Below are 19,366 nucleotides of genomic sequence, written 5' to 3' on the forward strand. Positions count from 1 at the left end.
CCGCCGTGCGAGCCCGGTCGTCTACCTACGGACTTGATATGCGCACTCTCCTCGTCGACAACTACGACTCCTTCACCTACAACCTCCACCATCTGCTCGCGGAAGTCAGCGGAACCGAGCCCGTCGTGATCCGGAATGACGACCCGGGGTGGAGCCCCGACCGACTCCGGGAATTCGACAATGTCGTGCTGTCGCCCGGCCCGGGCAGCCCGGAGGTCCCCGCAGACTTCGGCATCTGCCGCGAGATACTCGAGCACGGCGGCCTTCCCGCGCTCGGCGTCTGTCTCGGGCACCAGGGCGCGGCCCTGCTGTACGGAGCGACCGTCGGCCGGGCGCCCGAGCCCCGCCACGGACGGGTCTCGCCGGTGGAGCACCGGGGGCAGGGGCTGTTCGCCGGACTGCCCTCCCCCTTCGACGTGGTGCGGTACCACTCGCTCGCGGTCACCGACCTCCCGGACGAGCTGGAGGCCGTCGCCTGGACCCCGGACGGGGTGCTCATGGGATTCCAGCACCGCGAACGCCCGCTCTGGGGAGTGCAGTTCCATCCCGAGTCCATTCTCACGCGCCACGGCCACGGTCTGCTGGCCAACTTCATGCGGCTGACCTCCGAGCGGAGGAACTCCTCCGGCCGCCCGGCGGGACGCGCTCCCCGGCCCGCGCGGGACACCGCGCTGGAGGCCCTCGCCGCCCCGGCCGGCCGCCGGGGCGCCCGCGCGCTGCGGGTCCTCGCGGAGCGGACCGCCGCCCCCCTCGACCAGGAGCGCGCGTTCGAGCGGCTCTTCGGGGGCGACGAGCACACCTTCTGGCTCGACAGCAGCAGGCCGGACGAGGGGGCGGGGCGCTTCTCGGTCATGGGCGCGGCCTCCGGCCCGCTCGGCCGGGTGGCCCGGGCGAACACCTGGGACGGGACGGTGACGGTCGAGTCGGCCGACGGCGAGGACACCGTCACGGGGAGCTTCTTCGACTGGATCGACGAGGACCTCCGGAGCGTCGAGACGGACATTCCCCCGCTTCCCTTCGACTTCGCCCTGGGGTGGGTGGGCTATCTCGGGTACGAACTCAAGGCCGAGTGCGGGGGCGACAAGGCGCACAAGTCGGAGGACGCGGACGCGGTCATGCTCTTCGCCGACCGCGCCGTCGTCCTCGACCACGCCACCGGACACGCCTATCTGCTGGCTCTCGCCGAGCCGTCCGACGAACGGGCGGCCCGCGACTGGCTCGCGTCCGCCGCCGCCCTGGCGGCGGAGCCGGACCCAGGGGCCCGGCGGGACGCCGGACCGCCCGGAGGACTGCACGGAGTGGCGCTCCGCCACGACCACGAGACCTATCTCAGAATGATAGGCACCTGCCAGGACGAGATGGCGGCGGGGGAAACCTACGAGGTCTGTCTCACCAACATGATCGAGGCCCGGGGCGATCTGGACCCGCTGACCGGCTACCGCTTCCTGCGCCGGCTCAGCCCGGCCCCGTACGGCGCGCTGCTCTCCTTCGGCGAACTCTCCGTGCTCAGCACCTCCCCCGAGTGCTTTCTGCGCATCGGCGCCGACCGTGTCGCCGAATCCAGGCCGATCAAGGGGACGCGGCCGCGCGGGACCTCGGCCCGGGCGGACGCCGAGCTGGTGGCCGATCTGCTCGCGAACGAGAAGGACCGCGCCGAGAATCTGATGATCGTCGACCTCGTCCGCAACGACCTCGGCCGGTGCGCCGAGATCGGCTCGGTCGACGCGAGCGAGATCTTCCAGGTCGAGACCTACGCGACCGTGCACCAGCTGGTGAGCACCGTCCGGGCGCGGCTGCGCCCGGGGGTGAGCGCGGTCGAGTCCGCCCGGGCGGCCTTTCCCGCCGGTTCCATGACCGGCGCGCCGAAGATCCGGACCATGCGGATCATCGACCGCCTCGAAGAGGGCGCGCGCGGCGTCTACTCGGGCGCGATCGGCTACTTCTCGCTCTCCGGGGCGGCGCGGCTGAGCGTGGTGATCAGAACGGCGGTCGTCACACCGGGCCGGGTGCGCTACGGCGTGGGCGGCGCGGTGGTGGCCCTGTCCGACCCCGAGGCCGAGTTCGAGGAGACCGCGGTCAAGGCCCGCCCCCTGCTCGCCCTGGCCGGCGCCGGCTTCCCGGGCCTGCCCGCAGGCGCGGCCCGTACCACGGTGTGAGATCGGGGGCCTTGTGGTGTGCGACCACGGGGCCCCCGCGGTGCGGGACAACGGCGCGCGGCCGTGGTGTGCGACCACGGCCGCGCGCCCGCCGTGCGGGTGATGGCCGGGTCGCCGGCCGGGTGCCGTCACCGGGCCGCCCCCGCCGTGCGCGACCGCGAGGCCGCCCCGCTCCCCGCGCTCGCAGGGCCGCCCCCCGCCGTGCGGGATCGCGAGGGCGCCCCGCGATGTGCGACCACCGACGTGCCCCGCCGTGTGGAACCGCGGGGTTGACCCGTCGTGCGAGGGGCCGGCGGGGGCCGATGACGGCCGACCGCCGGGCGCGGCCGCCGTGTGCGACCACAGGACCGACCCGCCCTGTGCGGCCGAAAGGCCCCCCGCGCGCCGTCACGGCGTGGCGTTCAGCCGGTCACCCCGTCGGAGAGCGCCGGGCGGGGCGCTTCCCAGCCGTGGGCGGTGAGGGCCTGGCGCATCTGGTCGACGGGTGCGTCGGTGCGGCCTGTCATCAGCTCGACCTGGGCGGCGGCCTGGTGGAGGAGCATGGCGAGTCCGCCGACCACCGTGCCGCCGTACGCGGCGACCGCGCGGGCGCACCGCGTCGGCCAGGGCGCGTAGACGACGTCGAACAGCGCCTCGCACCGGAGGGCGTCGGCGAAACCGTCCGCCGCGCCCGCCGGGAGGGTTGAGATCACCAGCTCCGCGCGGGCGGCCGCGTCCCCGGCGGAGGACAGCGGGCGGATCGCGATCCGGCTGCCCAGCCGTTCGGCCGCCTCCTCCACGAGGGCGGCGCGCGACCGGTCGCGTACGAGCACCACGGCCTCGCCCACCCCGAGCCGGCGCAGCGCGGCCAGCGACGAGCAGGCGGTCGCCCCGCCGCCCAGGACGACGGCGGAGCCCGGCGAGGCGACGCCGGCCTCGCGCAGCGCCGCGACGATGCCGTGGACGTCGGTGTTGTCGCCGTGCAGCCCGCCGTCGCGCGGCAGGACGGTGTTGACCCCGCCGACCGCGCGGGCGAGGTCGCTCACCGAGTCGAGCAGGGGGATCGCCGCCCGTTTGAGCGGCATGGTCAGCGAGAGCCCGGCCCAGGAGGCGTCCAGTCCGCCGAGGAATCCGGGGAGTTCCCGCTCCGCGCACTCCACGGCCGCGTAGCTCCAGTCCAGTCCCATGCCCCGGTAGGCGGCCCGGTGCAGCACGGGCGACAGCGAGTGGGCGATCGGCGAGCCGAGGACGGCGGCGCGTACGGGCCCGGTGCTCACCGCAGGGTCCGCTGGTAGGCGGCGAGCAGGACGGCCGGGTCGGGACCCTCCAGTACGGACGGTTTGGCCGGCCCGTCCAGGACGATGAAGCGGAGCAGGTTCCCTCGGGTCTTCTTGTCGACCTTCATGGTCTCCAGCAGCTTGGGCCACTGGTCGCCCCGGTAGGTCAGCGGCAGTCCGACCGACTCCAGGACCGTGCGGTGCCGGTCGGCGGTCGCGTCGTCCAGGATCCCCGCCAGACGGCCGAGTTCGGCGGCGAAGACCATGCCGACGGAGACGGCCGCGCCGTGCCGCCAGGTGTAGCGCTCGTTCTTCTCGATGGCGTGGGCGAGGGTGTGCCCGTAGTTGAGGATCTCGCGCCGGCCCGCTTCCCGGAGATCGTCCGAGACCACCTCGGCCTTGACCCGGATGGAGCGCTCGATCAGCTCGGGGGTGTGGCGTCCGGCGGGGGAGCGGGCTCCCTCGGGGTCGGCCTCGATCAGGTCCAGGATCACCGGGTCGGCGATGAAGCCCGCCTTGATGATCTCGGCGAGACCGCTGACGTAGTCGTCGGCGGGCAGCGAGTCGAGGGCGGCGAGGTCGCAGAGGACTCCGGCGGGCGGGTGGAAGGCGCCCACGAGGTTCTTGCCCTCGGCGGTGTTGATGCCGGTCTTGCCGCCGACGGCCGCGTCGACCATGCCGAGCACGGTGGTCGGCACGGCGATCCAGCGCACCCCGCGCAGCCAGGTGGCCGCGACGAAGCCCGCGAGGTCGGTGGTGGCCCCGCCGCCGACGCCGACGATGACGTCGGTGCGGGTGAAGCCGCGCATGCCGAGGGCCTTCCAGCAGTACGCGGCGACCTCGGCGGTCTTGGACTGCTCCGCGTTCGGCAGCTCGATCGCCACGGCCTCGTACCCCTGGGCGGCGAGCCCTTCCCTGATCGCCTCCCCGGTCTCGGCCAGCGCCTCGGGGTGGAGCACGGCCACGCGGCCGCCATTGCCGGCGAAGGGGCCGCCCGCGGGGCCGATCAGACCGCTCAGCTCGCCGAGCAGATGACGCCCGACCCGGACCTCGTACGGTTCCGTTCCGGCCGGGCCGCCGACCCTGATACGCGCGGTCCGGCGATCGGGACTGTCCATGACTACCTCATTCCGCTGCGGAGGATCTCCTGCTTTGCTACGCCGCGGGGGCTCGGGAGAGGTGACACGGGACCGGTGGGGGCGGCCCATGTCAGACTCCCGGCTCCGCGCCGTCGTCGTGCGTGAGGACGTGCCGGGCCAGGGCCACGCGACCGCTGATCTGCAGCTTGCCGAAGATATGGCGCAGATGTGTGTCGACGGTGTGCGGGGACACGTTGAGCACTCCGGCGACCGCCCGGTTGGTGAGGCCGTCGGCGACCAACCGGGTCACCCGCAGCTCGGCGGGGGTGAGACTCGCCCAGCCGGAATTCATGACGGTCGCAGGCATGACGGCATCCACCTCTGTCGTTACGCGCCACCGGCGTTCGCCGCCGCTTGTCGGGATCGACTATGCGGTTTCGGGGAACGCGGCGGCAACGGAGCCCGGCAGACTCCGTCAAGTACCCCCTGTCCTGCCGGAACGGCGCCCGCGCGCCGGGGTGTCACCGGGCGGCGAGCCGGGGGAGGAGGGCCAGCGCGTTGTCCCGGCCGACGGCCGCCCGCCGTTCGTCCGTCCACTCCCGGTACGAGGCGAATCCCGCCACGTTCTCCGCGGTGCGGTCCGCGGGCGTGAACGGGAAGTCGCTGCCGAACAGGATCCGTTCGGGGGCGGCGAGCCGGGTCAGAGCCGGCAGCGCGTCGTCGTTCGCGGACCCCGCGATATCGAAGTACAACCCCCTGAGCTGGGCGATCACATCGACCGGGGCCCGCTCGGCGTGGTGCTCGCCCAGCTCCGGTCCGTAGGTGAGCCGCTTGCCCAGCTCCGGTCCGTAGGTGAGCCGTTTGGCCAGGAAGGGCAGGGTGCCGCCCGCGTGCGAGACGATCAGCTTCAGATGCGGCAGCCGGTCTAGCACCCCGTTGAACAGCAGACTCACCACCGTGCGGGTGGTCTCGAAGGCGAGGTCGTACGGCGCCGGCGGCAGATCGCGCGCGCCGGGGCCCTGCGCGGGCGGGGGCCCGGGGTGCACATGCACGGGCAGACCGCGATCGGCGATCTCCGCGAGCAGCGGTTCGAACTCCGGATCGCCCAGATAGCGGTGGCCGTAGCAGGTGAGCAGGCCGACGCCGTCGAGCCTCAGCACGTCGGCGACGTGGTCCAGCTCCTCCATGGCCGCGCCGACGTCGGGCAGCGGGAGTACGGCGAACGCCCCGAAGCGCGTGGGGTGTTCCGCGACCAGCGCGGCGAAGTACTCGTTCACCTGGCGGGCCAGCGCGCGGCTCGCGCCGCCCTCGACGAAGGTGACCCCGGGAGGCGGGACGGACAGCACGGATGTGGCGATGCCCTGGGCGTCCATGACCTCGAGGCTCTCTCGCGGGGACCAGCCGGGGCGGTCCGAGCCCGGAAGGGCGAACCGGGCGCCGATCGCCCGCGCGTAGAGCGGCGGAATCGCGTGGTGGTGCACATCGATCAGACCCGTGGGCCGTGTCATGAATTCCTCCGTGGTTCTCTGGTTCTCATCGCCGGCCCGCACCGCCCGGCAGCGCGCCGGGGCCGTATCCGGACCACTTCCGACCGGCGGCGGGCACAGTCGTGTGGTCAGGGATTTCCTTCTGTACACGGCGTCCTTCTCTCGTGCTGGTGAGGGTGCGCCCGCCGTGGCGGTCCGCCCTTCGGGGAACGGAGGGGAGCACACCGGCAGGGGGCGGAACGCGGCCGCCGGGGCGCCCGCGTCGGCACGCGGGCGTTTCTCCGGCCGGCGCCGCCGAGGGGCCGGGGCGATCGGGTGGACGCCCCGGGGATCCCGCCGGGCGGAGCCGGTCGCCCGGCCGGTGCGGACGGCCGGGTCCGGCGTCCACGGGCCACCGCCCGGCCGCGCGCGGGGCCGTCCGCCCGGACGGCGGACCCGGCTCGCCGCCCTCCGGGACCCGTCCGCCGAACGGTTTCACACGGAATCCGCGTACGGACGGCATTGCGGCGAGAACGCCGCCGAGTTCGGGGCGGCGGCCGCCTCGATTCGTGCCGACGGCCTTCTCCGGAACCTTCGCGCTCCGCCGGATCGGAGTGCTCCGGGCGTCGAAGGCGGAGCCGAGGCTCTCGAACGGGACGGCGGGGACTCGGCGTCGCCGGAGACGGCTCGCCGCCGGGCCGGAGCGGTCCCGCCGATTCGCGCGGTCGCGGCGCGGATAGGAGACGATCGCGCCCCGGGCGGTATCTCGGACAGTCCCCGAGAGGAATCGGGCCACCGTCCGCTGAGCATTCTCCGTATCGGTCGCGCACCGCGACGGCGGGGGAGTCCTTTCGCTCCCGTCGGCCGATACGCCCGGCTCGCGGGAGGAGTTCCCGAATCCGGCGGACGGGAAGAGGCACGGTTCTCCCCCGGACTTCTCGAACGCCCGCGGTGTGCCGCGCGGCACGAAGACGAACCCGCTCGCGGATACCGTCCGCGACTTCTTCTGCCGGTGCGTCCGGAGTTCTCCGTGGTGGCGGACGCCCGGCGGCGGTCCGCCCCGGGGCGGCGGCGGAGCCCCGGTCGGTCCCGGCGGCCCGAGGGCGTTCTTCCGCTCCGCCCCGATCGCGCACGGGACGCCGAGGACCCGGCGCGAGGGCCCCGGCCGCGGTGGAATGCGGACGATTCCCCCGGATTCCTCGAAGCTCAATCCTCCGGCCCTTCCCGGCGACATGTGGAATCCCCATTTCACGTCCTCCGGGCCCGGGTGCCATCACGTGTTCGCGTGATGGCCGTTCACGCGTGTCCTGTGAAACGGGATGGTCCCGGACCGGGAATCGGCGACGGCCGCGCACGTGCCCCGGCTCCCCCGTACGCACGCGGGAGCCGGGGCGCGGGGCCGTTCGGCCGGCGGTCAGACGTCCACCGCCGTGGGCTTCCGGTCGGCCGGGCGACCGGTCACGACGGTGCTGGGCCGGGCGCCGCGCCTCTCCAGACGTCCGGCCCACAGGGCGCCGAGGAGCCCCGCCGCGCCGAGCGCGGCGCCGACCCAGGCGACGGAGGCGTAGCCGAGGCCCGCCGCGATGGTCAGGCCGCCCAGCGCGGGGGCGACGGTGTTGCCGATGTTGAACGCCGCCGTGTTGGCGGCTCCGACCAGGGTCGGCGCGCCCGGCGCGAGGGTGAACACCCGGGCCTGGAGCGCCGGGTTGGTGACGTATCCGGCGATTCCCAGGACGAAGACCAGGATCAGGGTGACGACCATGTGCCGTGCCGTGACCGCGAGCACCGCGGAGGCGATGACCAGCGCGCCGAGCCCGAGCACGAGGGAGCGTGTCGAGTGCCGCTCGGGAAGCCGCCCGCCGATCGTCATCCCGATCAGACCGCCGACGCCGAAGAGCGCGAGCACCGCGGGCACCCAGCCCTCGGCGAGCCCGCTCTCCTCGGTCAGCAGGGAGGCGAGGTAGCTGAAGGTGACGATGACCGCGCCGAAGGCGAAGGCCGTGATGGCGTACGAGAGCCACAGCCGCGGCTCGCGCATGGCGCGCAGCTCGGAGCGGACCGTACGGGTCTCCTCCTTGACGCCCTTTCCGCCCGCCACCGCGAAGACCGTGCAGACCAGACTGATGAGGGTGAGCGCCGCCACGCCCCAGAACGCCGCCCGCCATCCGGCGGACTGGCTCAGCACGGTGCCGGCCGGGACGCCCACGATGGTGGCGAGGGTGAGACCGCTCGCGACCACCGCGACCGCCTTGGCCTTGGCGTCCGCCGGTGCGAGCGCCACCGCCGCGGCCACGGCGACGCCCCAGAATCCGGCGTACGCCAGCGCGCTGACCACGCGGGTGGCGAAGAGGAGTCCGTAACCCGGCGCGAGCGCGCCGGCCACGTGCGCCGCGATGAAGACGGCCTGGAGGGCGACGAGCGCGGTGCGGCGCGGCCAGCGCAGTGTGGCGACGGCCAGCAGGGGCGCGCCGATGACCATGCCGATCGCGAAGGCGGAGATGAGCAGTCCGGCGTCGGGGATGGAGACCCCGAGGTCGTCGGCCATTGCGGGGAGCAGACCGGAGAGCATGAACTCCGACGTCCCTTGGGTGAAGATGCCCAGTCCGAGGACGTAGACGGCAAGGGGCATGAGATTTTCCTCCGCTGACTGGGTGGTTGATGGAGCGTCCGGTCCGACGGGTCGTCAAACGGCGTGCCGGCGAACCGAATGCGGCGCTCCTGCCTCACTCAGGACGCTAGCATGTTTTAGAGCGGACGCTTCATAACCGAGGTGCGCGGATCGAGGGGCGGATCGCCGGGCGATCGGCCGGCGGCCCGCCCGCGCCGCGCCTACGAGAGGCTCGGCGGGGCGTTCGGCGGAGTGCTCGACGGGCCGTTCAGCGGTGTGTTCAACCTCCAGAGGACCAGGGCCGTCTGGGCCCGCTGCCGACCGTGCGGCTCGCTCAGGGCGATCCCGAGAGCGCGCTCGATCCGGGTGACGCGCTGGGCGACGGAGCTGTGGTGCAGATGCAGCAGCTCGGCCGCGTCCCGCAGCGACCTGCTCCGGCAGACGGCGTCCAGGGTGCCCAGCGACTGGGCCCCGCCCGGTCCGCCCGCGAGCCGGGCGACGGCCGACACGTCCGGATGGGCCAGCGCCGCGCCCGCCGGAATGTCGGCGAGCAGGGCGAGCGCGCCGAGTTCGGCCGCGTCCGCCCAGCGCGGCCAGGTGGGGCCGAGATCCGCGAAGCGCGCCGCGCGCCGGGCCTGGGCCCAGGAGTCCGCCAGCGCCGCGGCCGGCCCCGCCGGGCCCAGCCCGACCGCCGCGCCCGCCGGCGGGGCGGATCCCTCCGCCGGGCGGCCGAGGGATCCGGGGAGCAGGATCGCGCCGCCGGTGGACCACAGGACGCCCCGGGGCGCGGCCCGGCCGCCCGCCGAGGGGGCGTCGCCCAGGGCCAGGGCGATCTCCCGCAGAGCCCGGGGCAGCGCGGCCGCCTCCGGCGCCAGGACGGCCGCCACCCGCAGCCGCTCGTCCCCGCGCAGCCCCAGCAGCCGCAGCGCGCGCGAGCGCTCCGCCTCGGTGGCCCGGTCGGAGAGCGCGGTCCGCAGCGGGGACGGGTGTCCCGGGCGGGCCGGATCCCCGGCGCGTCCGGGCGCGGAGCCCGCCGTCCGCGACAGCGGCCCGGGCGCGCCGCCGGGGGAGGAGTCGGGGGAGAAGCCGGAGGGGATGCCGGGGGCGAGGGCGTGCGGGGAGGGGGCCGGGAAGGAGGGCGGGCGGCTGAGCCGGACCTGGCCGAGCGGCAGCCCCTCGACGGTCACTTCCAGCCGCAGGGGCCCTTCGGGCGGCGGCGAGCAGCCGGGGTCGTGACCCGGGCGCCCGTCCGCCGCCGCGGTCCCGGACTCGGCGGCCGCGGAGCCCTCCGCGGCCGGTGCGAAGGAGAGGGTGATGCTCAGCTCCGGGCCGCCGGGGGACCCGCGAGACGTCTGGGTGGCAATCGGAACACGCATCCCTGGACCCTAGGCAGCTGTCGCCCGGCTCGCGAAGCCCCGCCCCCACACACCGTCAAGTCGGCACGCCGACGGGGCTCACGGCGGCGACATGTCCTGACTTGACGCCCCTCCGCCGGAGCTTCGCGGCGGGCCCGCCCCGGGACCGGCCGAGCGCCGCGCGGTGCGCGACCGCTCCCGTACGCCCGATTCGCGCCCCCTTCGTCCCTGATCCGGCCCGACCCGGCCCGGCCCGATCCCGATGCGGCCGGGCTCGGGGCGGGCTCCGGTACGAGTCCGGTCGGGCGACGGCCCGGCTCCGATACGGGTCGCCGTGCGACGGCCCGGACCGGAGCGCCGATCACGCGGTGCTCACGCGGCGTTCGGGCCCACGTCCGCCGGGGTCAGCGGGGAACGGAGCGGCGCCGCCGTCGTGTACTCGTCCGAGCCGATGTCGCGGCTGCCGCCGCGCGGGTGGCCGTCGAGGTCGTCGGTCACGGCCGGGTTCGTCGGCACGGCGGCCCCGATGGCCGGGCTGTTCGACGCGAGTCGGAACACCCCGTCGGCCCCCTCCTGGAGGCGCGGATCGGCGCGGACGAAGCCGCCCGAGGGGATGGTGCCGTCGGACGCCCCGCCCCACAGCAGATTGCTCTGCCAGGTGAAGCCGGTGTTCTGCCCCAGCGCGACCAGGCTGCCCGAGTCCGCGACCAGGATGTTGTTGCTGAGGACCACGTCCCGGGGCTCGTGCGCGCGGTTCTCGCCCACGATGGTGCGGGCGTTGCGGACCAGCGTGTTGTGCGTGATCAGCGCCCGGTCGCAGGCGTCGTTGCCCCGCTGCTGCGTCGGGGGCTCGCCGGCGACGTGGTCGCGGACCGAGCCGCTGCCGATCACCAGGGCGCGGTCGGACAGCTTGGCGAGGTGGTTGTTGAACACCCTGTGGTCGTTCCCGTAGAGACGGATGCCCACGACTCCGCCGACGAGGTGGTTGCCGTGCACGAGCGTCTCGTTGCCGTGGCGCAGCACGATGCCGCCGGCGCAGTCCCGGAGGGTGTTGTGGCGGATGATGTTCTTGGAGGACTTCACCGAGATGGCCTCGGGGTCCCCGTTGCACTGCTCGAAGAGGTTGTACTCCACCGTGGCCTCGGCGTGGTCGAGCGCCCGGTGGCTGGTGCCGAGCCGGATGGACTCGCCGCCGTTGTCCCCGGGGTAGGTGTGGCGGGCGAAGTGGTTGCGCAGGACGGTGAGCTTCTTGGCCATCGTCTTCCTCTCGGGGTCGACGGGGCCGTCGGGGCCGTCGGCGACGAGGAACACGCCCTGGGTGGAGCGGTCGTGGAAGTAGTTGCGGTCGATCTTGACCGCGTTGCCCTTCACCACGACCCAGTGGACGTCCGCGATGTCGGCGTGCTTGAAGTCGTTGCGGGTGAGCCGGATGTCGGAGCAGTCCGCCGGGATCACCAGCGTGTCCCGCTGGCGGAAGGCGAAGCCGCTGATGGTGATGCCGGTCGAGTCGCGGAGGACGAAGCTCTGGTCGCCCTGGAGCACCGCGCCGCCCCGGCTCTGGGAGACGATGGTGATGTGGGCGCCGACGCCGTGCCTGCCCGTGATCCGGATACCGCCGGCGGGGACGTCGTACGCGCCGTTGGCCAGGACGATCCGGTCGCCGGGCGCGGCGCGGTCGATCTCCCGCTGGAGGTCGGCGATGGAGCCGACGGTCACCGTGGCGGCGGACGCGGCGGTGGTGGTCAGGGCGGTGATCGGCACGGTGGCGAAGGCCGTGCCGAGCAGGGAGCCGGTGAGGAAGGTACGTCGCTGCATGATGCCTCTTCTGCCTGGGGAGCCTCGTGGGCCTCCCGTGAACCTGGGCCACTGTCGGAGCCCGCTTCAGGGCCCGTCTCATGGCCCGCCGAGAGGAGGACGGGGCGGGGGCGCTTCTCGTTGCCTGCCCGTCCCCCGAATTCGGGCCGGCGCGCGGTCGAACCGGTGGGACCCGTCCGACATGCGGACATAACTCCGGGGACGGCGGGGCCGGTCGGCGGAACGGCCGCGTCCGGGCGGCGCGCCCGCGTCCTCGCCGTACGGCGTGCTCGCTCCCTCGCCGTACGGCGCGCCTTCGCCCCCAGCCGTCCGGCGCGCCCGCGCCCGCCGTCCGGCGTGCGGCGGCCTCCAGCGGCCGACAGTTGGCGGTGGCGGACGCCCCTCGGGAACGGGGAGGATGGGCACAGCTCGGCGCGGGGGCGTTCTTGTCCGGTTTTTGTGCAACTGCTCCAAAACTTGTAGGATGCGGAGCATGGCGAGGCCACGGAAGTTCGACGAGACTCATGCGGTCGGATCGGCGATGGAAGCGTTCTGGCGGCAGGGCTATCGGGCGACCTCCACCCGGGATCTGTCCGACTGCACCGGCATCGGCCCGTCGAGTCTCTACAACGCCTTCGGCGACAAGCGTCAGTTGTATCTGCGCACCCTGCGCCAGTACTACAGCACCAACACCGTGGCGCAGACCGAGGTCCTGAGGGCCGAGGGACCGGCCAAGAGCCGTATCCGTGAACTGATGGTCCACTCCATCGACATCGATCTCTCCGGCAAAGGGCCCGCCGGCTGTTTTGCCATCAATGCATTGATCGAAATGGGCGATGAGGACCCCGAGGTCAATGATGAACTCATGCGGCACTTCGGCGCTGTCGAAGAAGCCCTCCGCGAAACCATTGCGCAGGGGCAGCGAGCCGGTGAGATCGACCCCGGCGGCGACGCCCGCATTCTGGCCCGTCAGGTATTGAGCACCTATTACGGACTGCGTGTCCTGGCCCGGATCCAGAAGGACCGCAAGGCGCTCATGGACGTCGTCGAGAGCGCACTCGCCGCTCTCTGACGCGCCTCGCCGCGACCGTGATTCCCCCGACGCGTTCCGCGCGGCGCGCGCTCCGTCGCGCGATGACCCGAGCGCCGTACCGCCGTATCCGAGGGCCGTCCCGCCGTACCGGGGCCATGCCCTCCACGACCGGGCCCGACCTGCCCCGGCACCGGGCTCAGGCCCCCCTGACCATGGATTCCGTTCCGCTGCCCCACACGGATCGCGGGTCGGGCGCCCCGTGCGATCCGGGCCGCGCACACCCCGTGCGCCCGGGCCGCACCCCCGCGTCCGTGCCGAACCGTACACCGGGACGCCCCGGCGGCCCACCCTTTCGAACCGCGCGGAGACAATTCCCGTAACAGCCGTCACGGATTCGCCCGCTCGCGTGAACTATCGCGGCGATACTCGGCCACTTCAAGTCGGCGGAGCGCCACTAAGTCAAGTCCGCACGAGAATCACATGGCATCTGACGTAGTCGCCTCCCCTCCCTTCCCCTCGCTTCCCCAAAACCCTCAGTGTTGAACTGCAACCTCCTCCCGCATCGCTATCGGGAGGCGGCATCACTCTGTTCTGGGAGGCGTGAGGTGCACAGTGTTCAGGAACTCCTCCGATCACTGCCGGCGATTCAGCAGCCGGACTGGCAGGGACACGCGGATATTCAACAGGTGAGAGAGGAGATATCGTCCCTCCCGCCGCTCGTGGACATCGACGACGTCGACGATCTCCGCGCCCTGCTCGCGGAGGCCGCGGCCGGCCGGGTGGGCGTCATCCAGTCCGGCGACTGCGCCGAGGACTGGGACGAGTGCGCGCCGGGCGACATCGCCCGCAAGGCGGGACTGCTCGAAGCCCTCGCCGGCGTGATGAAGATGGCCTCCCGCAAGCCCGTCCTGCGGGTGGGCCGGATGGCCGGCCAGTTCGGCAAACCCCGCTCCAGCCCCACCGAGACCATCGGCGGCGTGGAGTTCCCCGTATACCGGGGGCACATGGTCAACGGACCCGAGCCGGACCTCCGGCAGCGGACGCCCGACCCGAGGCGCATGCTCAAGGGCTACCACTCGGCCCGCAGCGTGCTCGACTCCCTGGGCTGGACCGGCCGGGGCCGGGGCGCGCACTCCACCACGCCCGTCTGGACCAGCCACGAGGCGCTGCTCCTCGACTACGAACTGCCCATGCTGCGCACACAGCCCGACGGCCGGCTGCTGCTCACCTCGACGCACTGGCCCTGGATCGGCGAGCGCACCCGCCAGCTGGACGGCGCGCACGTCGCGATGCTCGCGGCCGTGAGCAATCCGGTCGCCTGCAAGGTCGGCCCCACCATGACCGTCGACGATCTGCTCGGACTCTGCCAGAAGCTCGACCCGGAGCGGATCCCCGGCCGGCTCACCCTCATCGCCCGGATGGGCGCGGACAATGTGGCGGAGAAGCTCCCCGCGCTGGCCGCCGCCGTCCGCGCCGCCGGCCACCCGGTCATCTGGCTGACCGACCCGATGCACGGCAACACCGTCAGCGGCCCCGAGGGCCTCAAGACCCGGCTGGTGACCACCGTCGTCCGCGAGGTCGTGGAATTCCACCGCGCCGTCACCGAGGCGGGCGGAGTCGCGGGCGGCATCCACCTGGAGACCACGCCCGACGAGGTCACCGAGTGCGTGCCCGACCAGCACGGACTGCACGAGGTCGGCCACAAGTACACCAGCCTCTGCGACCCGCGCCTCAACCCCCGGCAGGCCATCGCGGTGGCCTCCGCCTGGCTGGGCTGACATGGGAACCGCAACGATGGAGCACCGGATCGCCCTGGTCACCGGCGCGGCCGGCGGCATCGGCGAGGCGATCGTCCGCACCCTGGCCGGCCGCGGCGCGCGCGTCGCCGCCGTGGACCGGGACGCCTCCGCCCTGGAGAAGACCGTCGACGGACTGCGCGCCGAAGGACTCCCGGTCGACGCGTTCCCCTGCGACGTGACCTCGGTCGCCGAGGTGGAGGCCCTCGCCGAGGCCGTCGAAGCGAGCCTCGGCCCGGTCGACTACCTCGTCAACGCTGCCGGTGTGCTGCGGCTCGGCGACGCCACCGCCCTCACCGACGAGGACTGGGCCGTCACCTTCGCGGTCAACACCACGGGCGTCTTCTTCGTCTCCCGCGCCGTGGTCGGCCGGATGGTCGCCCGGGGCCGCGGCGCGGTGGTCACCGTCGCGTCCAACGCCGCCGGCACCCCCCGTACGGGCATGGCCGCCTACGCCGCCTCCAAGGCCGCCACCACCATGTACACCAAGTGCCTGGGCCTGGAGGTCGCCCGGCACGGCATCCGGTGCAATCTGGTCGCGCCCGGCTCCACCGCCACACCGATGCTCACCTCCATGTGGACCGACGAGAGCGGCGAACGCGGCTCCATCGACGGAGTGCCCTCGGCCTACCGGGTCGGCATCCCCCTCGGGAAGCTCGCCGCCCCCTCGGACGTGGCCGACTCCGTCGCCTTCCTCCTCTCGGACCAGGCCTCCCACATCACCCTGCACGCCCTCACCGTCGACGGCGGCGCCGCTCTCGGCGTCTGACCCGCGCGCCGTCCCCCGCGGCCCCGCCGCCGAGGGACGGAGAACCGAAGGGACCATCCATGGGGGGAATCCCGCCCATCGAGACCTATCCGATGCCCACCCAGGGCGAACTGCCCGCGAACACCGCCGACTGGACCGTCGACCCCGACCGGGCCGTCCTGCTCGTCCACGACATGCAGCGCTACTTCCTGCGGCCGTTCCCCGCGAACGGCTCCCCCGGGAACGAGCTGCTGAGCAACGCCGTACTCCTGCGCGAACGCTGCGCCGAACTGGGCATCCCCGTGGCCTACACGACACAGCCCGGCGGCATGACCGAACAGGAACGCGGCCTCCTCAAGGACTTCTGGGGCCCGGGCATGCAGGTCTCGCCCGAGGACCGCCAGGTGGTCGACCCGCTGGCGCCGGCCCCCGGCGACTGGGTCTTCACCAAGTGGCGCTACAGCGCCTTCTTCAAGTCCGACCTGCTGGAGCGGATGCGCCTCCACGGCCGCGACCAGCTCATCGTCTGCGGCGTCTACGCCCACGTCGGTGTGCTGATGACCGCGGTGGAGGCCTTCACCAACGACATCCAGCCCTTCCTCGCCGCCGACGCGGTGGCCGACTTCTCGCCCGCCTACCACCGGCTGGCGCTCGACTACGCCGCCGAGCGCTGCGCGGTCGTCGCCACCGCCAAATCCCTCCTCGCCGACCTCGGCCCGGCCGAAGGAGCGGCCCGATGAGCGCGACGAACGACCCGACGAACGTCACGAACCCGGTGAACGGCCCGGCGAACGTCACGAACCCGGCGAAAGGCCCGGCGACCGCTGCGAACGGCCCCGCCCCCCAGGACCTGCTGGAACGGGTGCTCACCGACCCCCCCGGCGCCTACGCGCTGCTGCGCCGCCCGGAGGCCTCGGGCGAGGACACCGTCGAGGTGCTGCTCTGCGAGGCGTCCACCGTCGACGCCCTCGCCGACATCCCGGTCTCCGCCGCGCCGGCCGACGGCGGCGGCGCCCGCCACGAGACGCTGGCGATCGTCCCGTACCGGCAGATCTCCGAACGCGGCTACCAGAGCAACGACGACGGCGAACCGCTGATCACCCTGGCCGTCAGGGAACAGGGCGCGCTGTCGCTCCAGTCGGCGCTGCGCCGGCTCCCCGACGAGTCCGTCACCCTCACCGGCGGCGGCTTCGACGTCGACGACGCCGGCTACGCCGAGATCGTACGGAAGGTCATCGGCGACGAGATCGGTACCGGCGAGGGCGCCAACTTCGTCATCAAGCGCTCGTTCGTCGCCGACATCACCGACTACACCCCCCGCAGCGCGCTGTCGTTCTTCCGGCGGCTGCTGGGCCGGGAGTCGGGGGCCTACTGGACCTTCCTCGTCCACACCGGCGACCGCACCTTCGTCGGGGCCAGCCCGGAGCGCCATGTCAGCCTGCGCGACGGCACCGCCGTGATGAACCCCATCAGCGGGACCTACCGCTATCCGGCGGCCGGCCCCGACCTCCCCGGCGTGCTGGCCTTCCTCGCCGACCGCAAGGAGGTCGACGAGCTGTACATGGTGGTCGACGAAGAGCTGAAGATGATGGCCCGCATCTGCGAGCGCGGCGGCCGGGTCGTCGGCCCCTATCTCAAGGAGATGGCCCACCTCGCGCACACCGAGTACTTCATCGAGGGCCAGACCTCCCGCGACGTACGGGACATCCTGCGCGAGACGCTGTTCGCCCCCACGGTGACCGGCAGCCCGCTGGAGAGCGCGGCCAAGGTCATCACCCGGTACGAGCCGCAGGGACGCGGCTACTACAGCGGGGTCATGGCGCTGATCGGCCGCGACGCCGACGGCGAGCGCGTGATGGACTCCGCCATCCTCATCCGCACCGCCGACATCAGCGCCCAGGGACGGGTCGACATCGGCGTCGGCGCGACCCTGGTCCGGCACTCCGACCCGCTCAGCGAGGTCGCCGAGACGAAGGCCAAGGCGGCCGGACTGCTGGCCGCGCTCGAATCGGACGGCCCCGCCCGATTCGCCGAGCACACCCAGGTCAGCAGGGCGCTGGTGCGCCGCAACGAGCACATCGCCGACTTCTGGCTGCGCGAGAGCGCCGAGCGGGCCGGGCCGATCCCCGCGCTCGCCGGACGCAGCGTGCTGATCATCGACGCCGAGGACACCTTCACCTCGATGATCGGACTCCAGCTGGCCTCCGTCGGACTGCGGGTGACGGTCCGCCGGTTCGACGAGCCCGCCGACCTCACCGGGTACGACCTGGTGGTCATGGGCCCCGGTCCGGGCGACCCGCGCGACACCGCGCACCCCAAGATCGCCCATCTGCGCGCGGCGGTCTCCCGGCTGCTGGACGAGCGGCGGCCGTTCCTCGCCGTCTGCCTCAGCCACCAGGTCCTCGCCACCCTGCTCGGGCTGGACCTGATCCGCCGGAGCGTGCCCAACCAGGGCGTCCAGCGCGAGATCGACCTGTTCGGCGAGCGCCGCCGGGTCGGCTTCTACAACACCTTCGCCGCCCACAGCGGCGAGGAGAAGAAGGACCATCCGGAGTTCGGAGTGATCGAGATCAGCCGGGACGAACAGACCGGCGAGGTGCACGCGCTGCGCGGCCGCGCCTTCGCCTCGATGCAGTTCCACGCCGAGTCCGTGCTGACCGAGGACGGCGTCCGGATCATGGGCGATCTGCTGACCGAGGTGGTGCGCTCGTGCGAGCGGTAATCGTCTGGTGGGACCTCCGGGAGTCCGGGCAGACCATCGCATCCCTCCGGGACTTCCTCCGCGACGAGGCGGTGGACCGCTTCAGCGCACTGCCCGGACTCCGGCTGAAGTTCTGGGTGTCCGACCGGGAGAACGACCGCTGGGGCGCCGTACTCCTCTGGGAGTCCGCCGAGGCGGCGTCGGCCCCGCTGCCCAACCGGGCCGCGGAGCTGATCGGGTACCCGCCCACCCAGCGGGCCTTCTTCGACGTCGAGGCCACCGCCGAGGGCGTCTTCTCGCTCGCCCGGCTCGCCGGCCGCGGCCTGGCGCTGGAGGGCTGAGGGATGACCGCACCCGCCGTGGTGCTGACCGGTGCGCCCGGCTCCGGCAAGTCCACCGTCGGACTCGTCCTCGCGGAGCGCCTGGGAGTGACCTTCCGGGACACCGACGACGACGTCGAGAAGGTCTGCGGCACGACGGTGGCCGAACTCGTCCGGCGGCACGGCGAGGGCCGCTTCCGGGAACTGGAGCACGACGCGGTGCGCACCGCGCTCCAGGAGCACGACGGTGTGCTCGCTCTCGGCGGCGGCGCGGTCCTCCACCCCGGGACCCGGCGTCTGCTCGCCGCCCACCGGGTCGTCCATCTGAGCACCGACCTGCCCACCGCGCTGGCCCGGATCGGCACCGCGGCGACGAGGCCGCTGCTCGCCGACGACCCCGAACGCCGGCTCGGGGAGCTGTTCCGGATCCGCGGGCCGATCTACCGGCGGCTCGCCGTGCTCACCGTCGACGCGGGCACGGGCACACCGGCCGAGACCGTGGACCGGCTGCTTCTCGGCCTGCCCGAGATCCCCGGGGCGGCTGGCGCCCAGGCCGCTCCGGCGACGACGGGAGCCACGACATGACCCGGGTGCTGGTCCTCAACGGCCCCAACCTCAACCGGCTGGGGCGGCGCGAGCCCGAGGTGTACGGCACCCGGACCTACGACGACCTCGCCCGGCTCTGCCGCACCGCCGGCGCGGAGGCCGGACTCGACGTCGACGTCCGCCAGACCGACAGCGAGGCGGAGCTGATCGGCTGGCTCCACGAGGCCGCCGACGGGGGACACCCCGTCGTCCTCAACCCGGCCGCCTTCACCCACTACTCCTACGCCGTACGCGACGCCGTGGCCATGCTCACGGCGCCGGTGATCGAGGTCCATCTCTCCAACCCCGCCGCCCGGGAGCCCTTCCGGCACCTCTCGGTCGTGGCCCCCGTCGCCACCGGCACCATCACCGGCCTGGGCATCGAGTCGTACCGACACGCCCTGCTCGCCGTCGCCACGCTGACCCGCCGGCGAACGAGCCCTCCGACCCGCTGACGAACACCCCTCCG

Annotated in this window: 16 protein-coding genes; 9 read left to right on the forward strand and 7 right to left on the reverse strand. The window is 73.3% G+C overall.

Annotation, left to right across the window (positions count from 1 at the left end):
* Positions 1-38: 38 nt before the first annotated feature.
* Positions 39-2,156, forward strand: a complete 2,118-nt coding sequence (gene pabB, locus ACF089_RS28050) for an aminodeoxychorismate synthase component I (protein ID WP_392032194.1) — start codon at positions 39-41, stop codon at positions 2,154-2,156.
* Between the two features lie 401 nt (positions 2,157-2,557).
* Here the strand turns inward: pabB and ACF089_RS28055 are convergent, their stop codons facing one another.
* The 7 genes from ACF089_RS28055 to ACF089_RS28085 form a co-directional block, all read right to left on the reverse strand.
* Positions 2,558-3,412 (reverse strand): shikimate dehydrogenase, encoded by an 855-nt coding sequence (locus tag ACF089_RS28055; RefSeq protein WP_392032197.1) that lies wholly within the window; start codon positions 3,410-3,412, stop codon positions 2,558-2,560.
* A complete protein-coding gene (gene aroB, locus ACF089_RS28060) occupies positions 3,409-4,530 on the reverse strand; it encodes a 3-dehydroquinate synthase (protein WP_392032199.1) in 1,122 nt (373 codons plus the stop codon). Before aroB ends, ACF089_RS28055 begins: the two co-directional genes overlap by 4 nt.
* Before the next feature lie 91 nt (positions 4,531-4,621).
* Complete coding sequence (locus ACF089_RS28065) at positions 4,622-4,858, reverse strand: helix-turn-helix transcriptional regulator (protein ID WP_392032202.1); 237 nt, start codon at positions 4,856-4,858, stop codon at positions 4,622-4,624.
* A gap of 154 nt (positions 4,859-5,012) precedes the next feature.
* Positions 5,013-5,999 (reverse strand): amidohydrolase family protein, encoded by a 987-nt coding sequence (locus tag ACF089_RS28070; protein ID WP_392032204.1) that lies wholly within the window; start codon positions 5,997-5,999, stop codon positions 5,013-5,015.
* A 1,372-nt stretch (positions 6,000-7,371) separates the two neighbouring features.
* Complete coding sequence (locus ACF089_RS28075) at positions 7,372-8,586, reverse strand: Cmx/CmrA family chloramphenicol efflux MFS transporter (RefSeq protein ID WP_392032207.1); 1,215 nt, start codon at positions 8,584-8,586, stop codon at positions 7,372-7,374.
* A 200-nt stretch (positions 8,587-8,786) separates the two neighbouring features.
* Positions 8,787-9,941, reverse strand: coding sequence for a helix-turn-helix domain-containing protein (locus ACF089_RS28080; RefSeq protein WP_392032210.1), 1,155 nt, complete (start codon positions 9,939-9,941; stop codon positions 8,787-8,789).
* A gap of 351 nt (positions 9,942-10,292) precedes the next feature.
* Entirely contained in the window at positions 10,293-11,735 is a 1,443-nt protein-coding gene (locus ACF089_RS28085; protein WP_392032213.1) for a polysaccharide lyase 6 family protein, read from the reverse strand.
* A 472-nt stretch (positions 11,736-12,207) separates the two neighbouring features.
* On the opposite strand from ACF089_RS28085, the gene ACF089_RS28090 reads away from it, so the two are divergent.
* The 8 genes from ACF089_RS28090 to aroQ all read left to right on the forward strand — a co-directional run bounded on the left by ACF089_RS28090 (position 12,208) and on the right by aroQ (position 19,352).
* Positions 12,208-12,786 carry a TetR/AcrR family transcriptional regulator gene (locus ACF089_RS28090; RefSeq protein WP_392032216.1) on the forward strand — a complete coding sequence of 193 codons (579 nt, stop codon included), beginning with the start codon at positions 12,208-12,210 and terminating at the stop codon, positions 12,784-12,786.
* Between the two features lie 566 nt (positions 12,787-13,352).
* Positions 13,353-14,525, forward strand: coding sequence for a 3-deoxy-7-phosphoheptulonate synthase (locus ACF089_RS28095; protein ID WP_392032219.1), 1,173 nt, complete (start codon positions 13,353-13,355; stop codon positions 14,523-14,525).
* Between the two features lie 16 nt (positions 14,526-14,541).
* The gene (locus ACF089_RS28100; protein ID WP_392032445.1) at positions 14,542-15,312 is read left to right on the forward strand and encodes a 2,3-dihydro-2,3-dihydroxybenzoate dehydrogenase; all 771 of its coding nucleotides are present in this window, start codon (positions 14,542-14,544) and stop codon (positions 15,310-15,312) included.
* Positions 15,313-15,371: 59 nt separating this feature from the next.
* Positions 15,372-16,031 carry an isochorismatase family protein gene (locus ACF089_RS28105; protein WP_392032222.1) on the forward strand — a complete coding sequence of 220 codons (660 nt, stop codon included), beginning with the start codon at positions 15,372-15,374 and terminating at the stop codon, positions 16,029-16,031.
* Positions 16,028-18,013 carry an anthranilate synthase family protein gene (locus ACF089_RS28110; RefSeq protein WP_392032225.1) on the forward strand — a complete coding sequence of 662 codons (1,986 nt, stop codon included), beginning with the start codon at positions 16,028-16,030 and terminating at the stop codon, positions 18,011-18,013. Before ACF089_RS28105 ends, ACF089_RS28110 begins: the two co-directional genes overlap by 4 nt.
* Positions 18,001-18,333: a hypothetical protein gene (locus tag ACF089_RS28115; protein ID WP_392032228.1), complete on the forward strand. Its 333-nt coding sequence runs from the start codon at positions 18,001-18,003 to the stop codon at positions 18,331-18,333. Before ACF089_RS28110 ends, ACF089_RS28115 begins: the two co-directional genes overlap by 13 nt.
* Positions 18,334-18,336: 3 nt before the next feature.
* On the forward strand, positions 18,337-18,897 hold the full coding sequence (locus tag ACF089_RS28120; RefSeq protein WP_392032231.1) for a shikimate kinase: 561 nt from the start codon (positions 18,337-18,339) through the stop codon (positions 18,895-18,897).
* On the forward strand, positions 18,894-19,352 hold the full coding sequence (aroQ, locus tag ACF089_RS28125) for a type II 3-dehydroquinate dehydratase (protein WP_392032234.1): 459 nt from the start codon (positions 18,894-18,896) through the stop codon (positions 19,350-19,352). The genes ACF089_RS28120 and aroQ overlap by 4 nt, the downstream gene beginning before the upstream one ends.
* Positions 19,353-19,366 lie beyond the last annotated feature (14 nt).

This window comes from Streptomyces sp. NPDC014894 (assembly GCF_043080985.1).
Lineage (GTDB): Bacteria > Actinomycetota > Actinomycetes > Streptomycetales > Streptomycetaceae > Streptomyces.

Excerpts from the sequence above, each read along its gene's own strand:
- ACF089_RS28065 (WP_392032202.1), bottom strand. The coding sequence starts at position 4,858 with ATGCCTGCGACCGTCATGAATTCCGGCTGGGCGAGTCTCACCCCCGCC.
- ACF089_RS28080 (WP_392032210.1), bottom strand. The coding sequence starts at position 9,941 with ATGCGTGTTCCGATTGCCACCCAGACGTCTCGCGGGTCCCCCGGCGGC.
- ACF089_RS28070 (WP_392032204.1), bottom strand. The coding sequence starts at position 5,999 with ATGACACGGCCCACGGGTCTGATCGATGTGCACCACCACGCGATTCCG.
- ACF089_RS28090 (WP_392032216.1), top strand. The coding sequence starts at position 12,208 with ATGGCGAGGCCACGGAAGTTCGACGAGACTCATGCGGTCGGATCGGCG.
- ACF089_RS28120 (WP_392032231.1), top strand. The coding sequence starts at position 18,337 with ATGACCGCACCCGCCGTGGTGCTGACCGGTGCGCCCGGCTCCGGCAAG.
- ACF089_RS28100 (WP_392032445.1), top strand. The coding sequence starts at position 14,542 with ATGGAGCACCGGATCGCCCTGGTCACCGGCGCGGCCGGCGGCATCGGC.
- ACF089_RS28085 (WP_392032213.1), bottom strand. The coding sequence starts at position 11,735 with ATGCAGCGACGTACCTTCCTCACCGGCTCCCTGCTCGGCACGGCCTTC.
- aroB (WP_392032199.1), bottom strand. The coding sequence starts at position 4,530 with ATGGACAGTCCCGATCGCCGGACCGCGCGTATCAGGGTCGGCGGCCCG.
- ACF089_RS28110 (WP_392032225.1), top strand. The coding sequence starts at position 16,028 with ATGAGCGCGACGAACGACCCGACGAACGTCACGAACCCGGTGAACGGC.
- aroQ (WP_392032234.1), top strand. The coding sequence starts at position 18,894 with ATGACCCGGGTGCTGGTCCTCAACGGCCCCAACCTCAACCGGCTGGGG.
- ACF089_RS28105 (WP_392032222.1), top strand. The coding sequence starts at position 15,372 with ATGGGGGGAATCCCGCCCATCGAGACCTATCCGATGCCCACCCAGGGC.
- ACF089_RS28075 (WP_392032207.1), bottom strand. The coding sequence starts at position 8,586 with ATGCCCCTTGCCGTCTACGTCCTCGGACTGGGCATCTTCACCCAAGGG.
- pabB (WP_392032194.1), top strand. The coding sequence starts at position 39 with ATGCGCACTCTCCTCGTCGACAACTACGACTCCTTCACCTACAACCTC.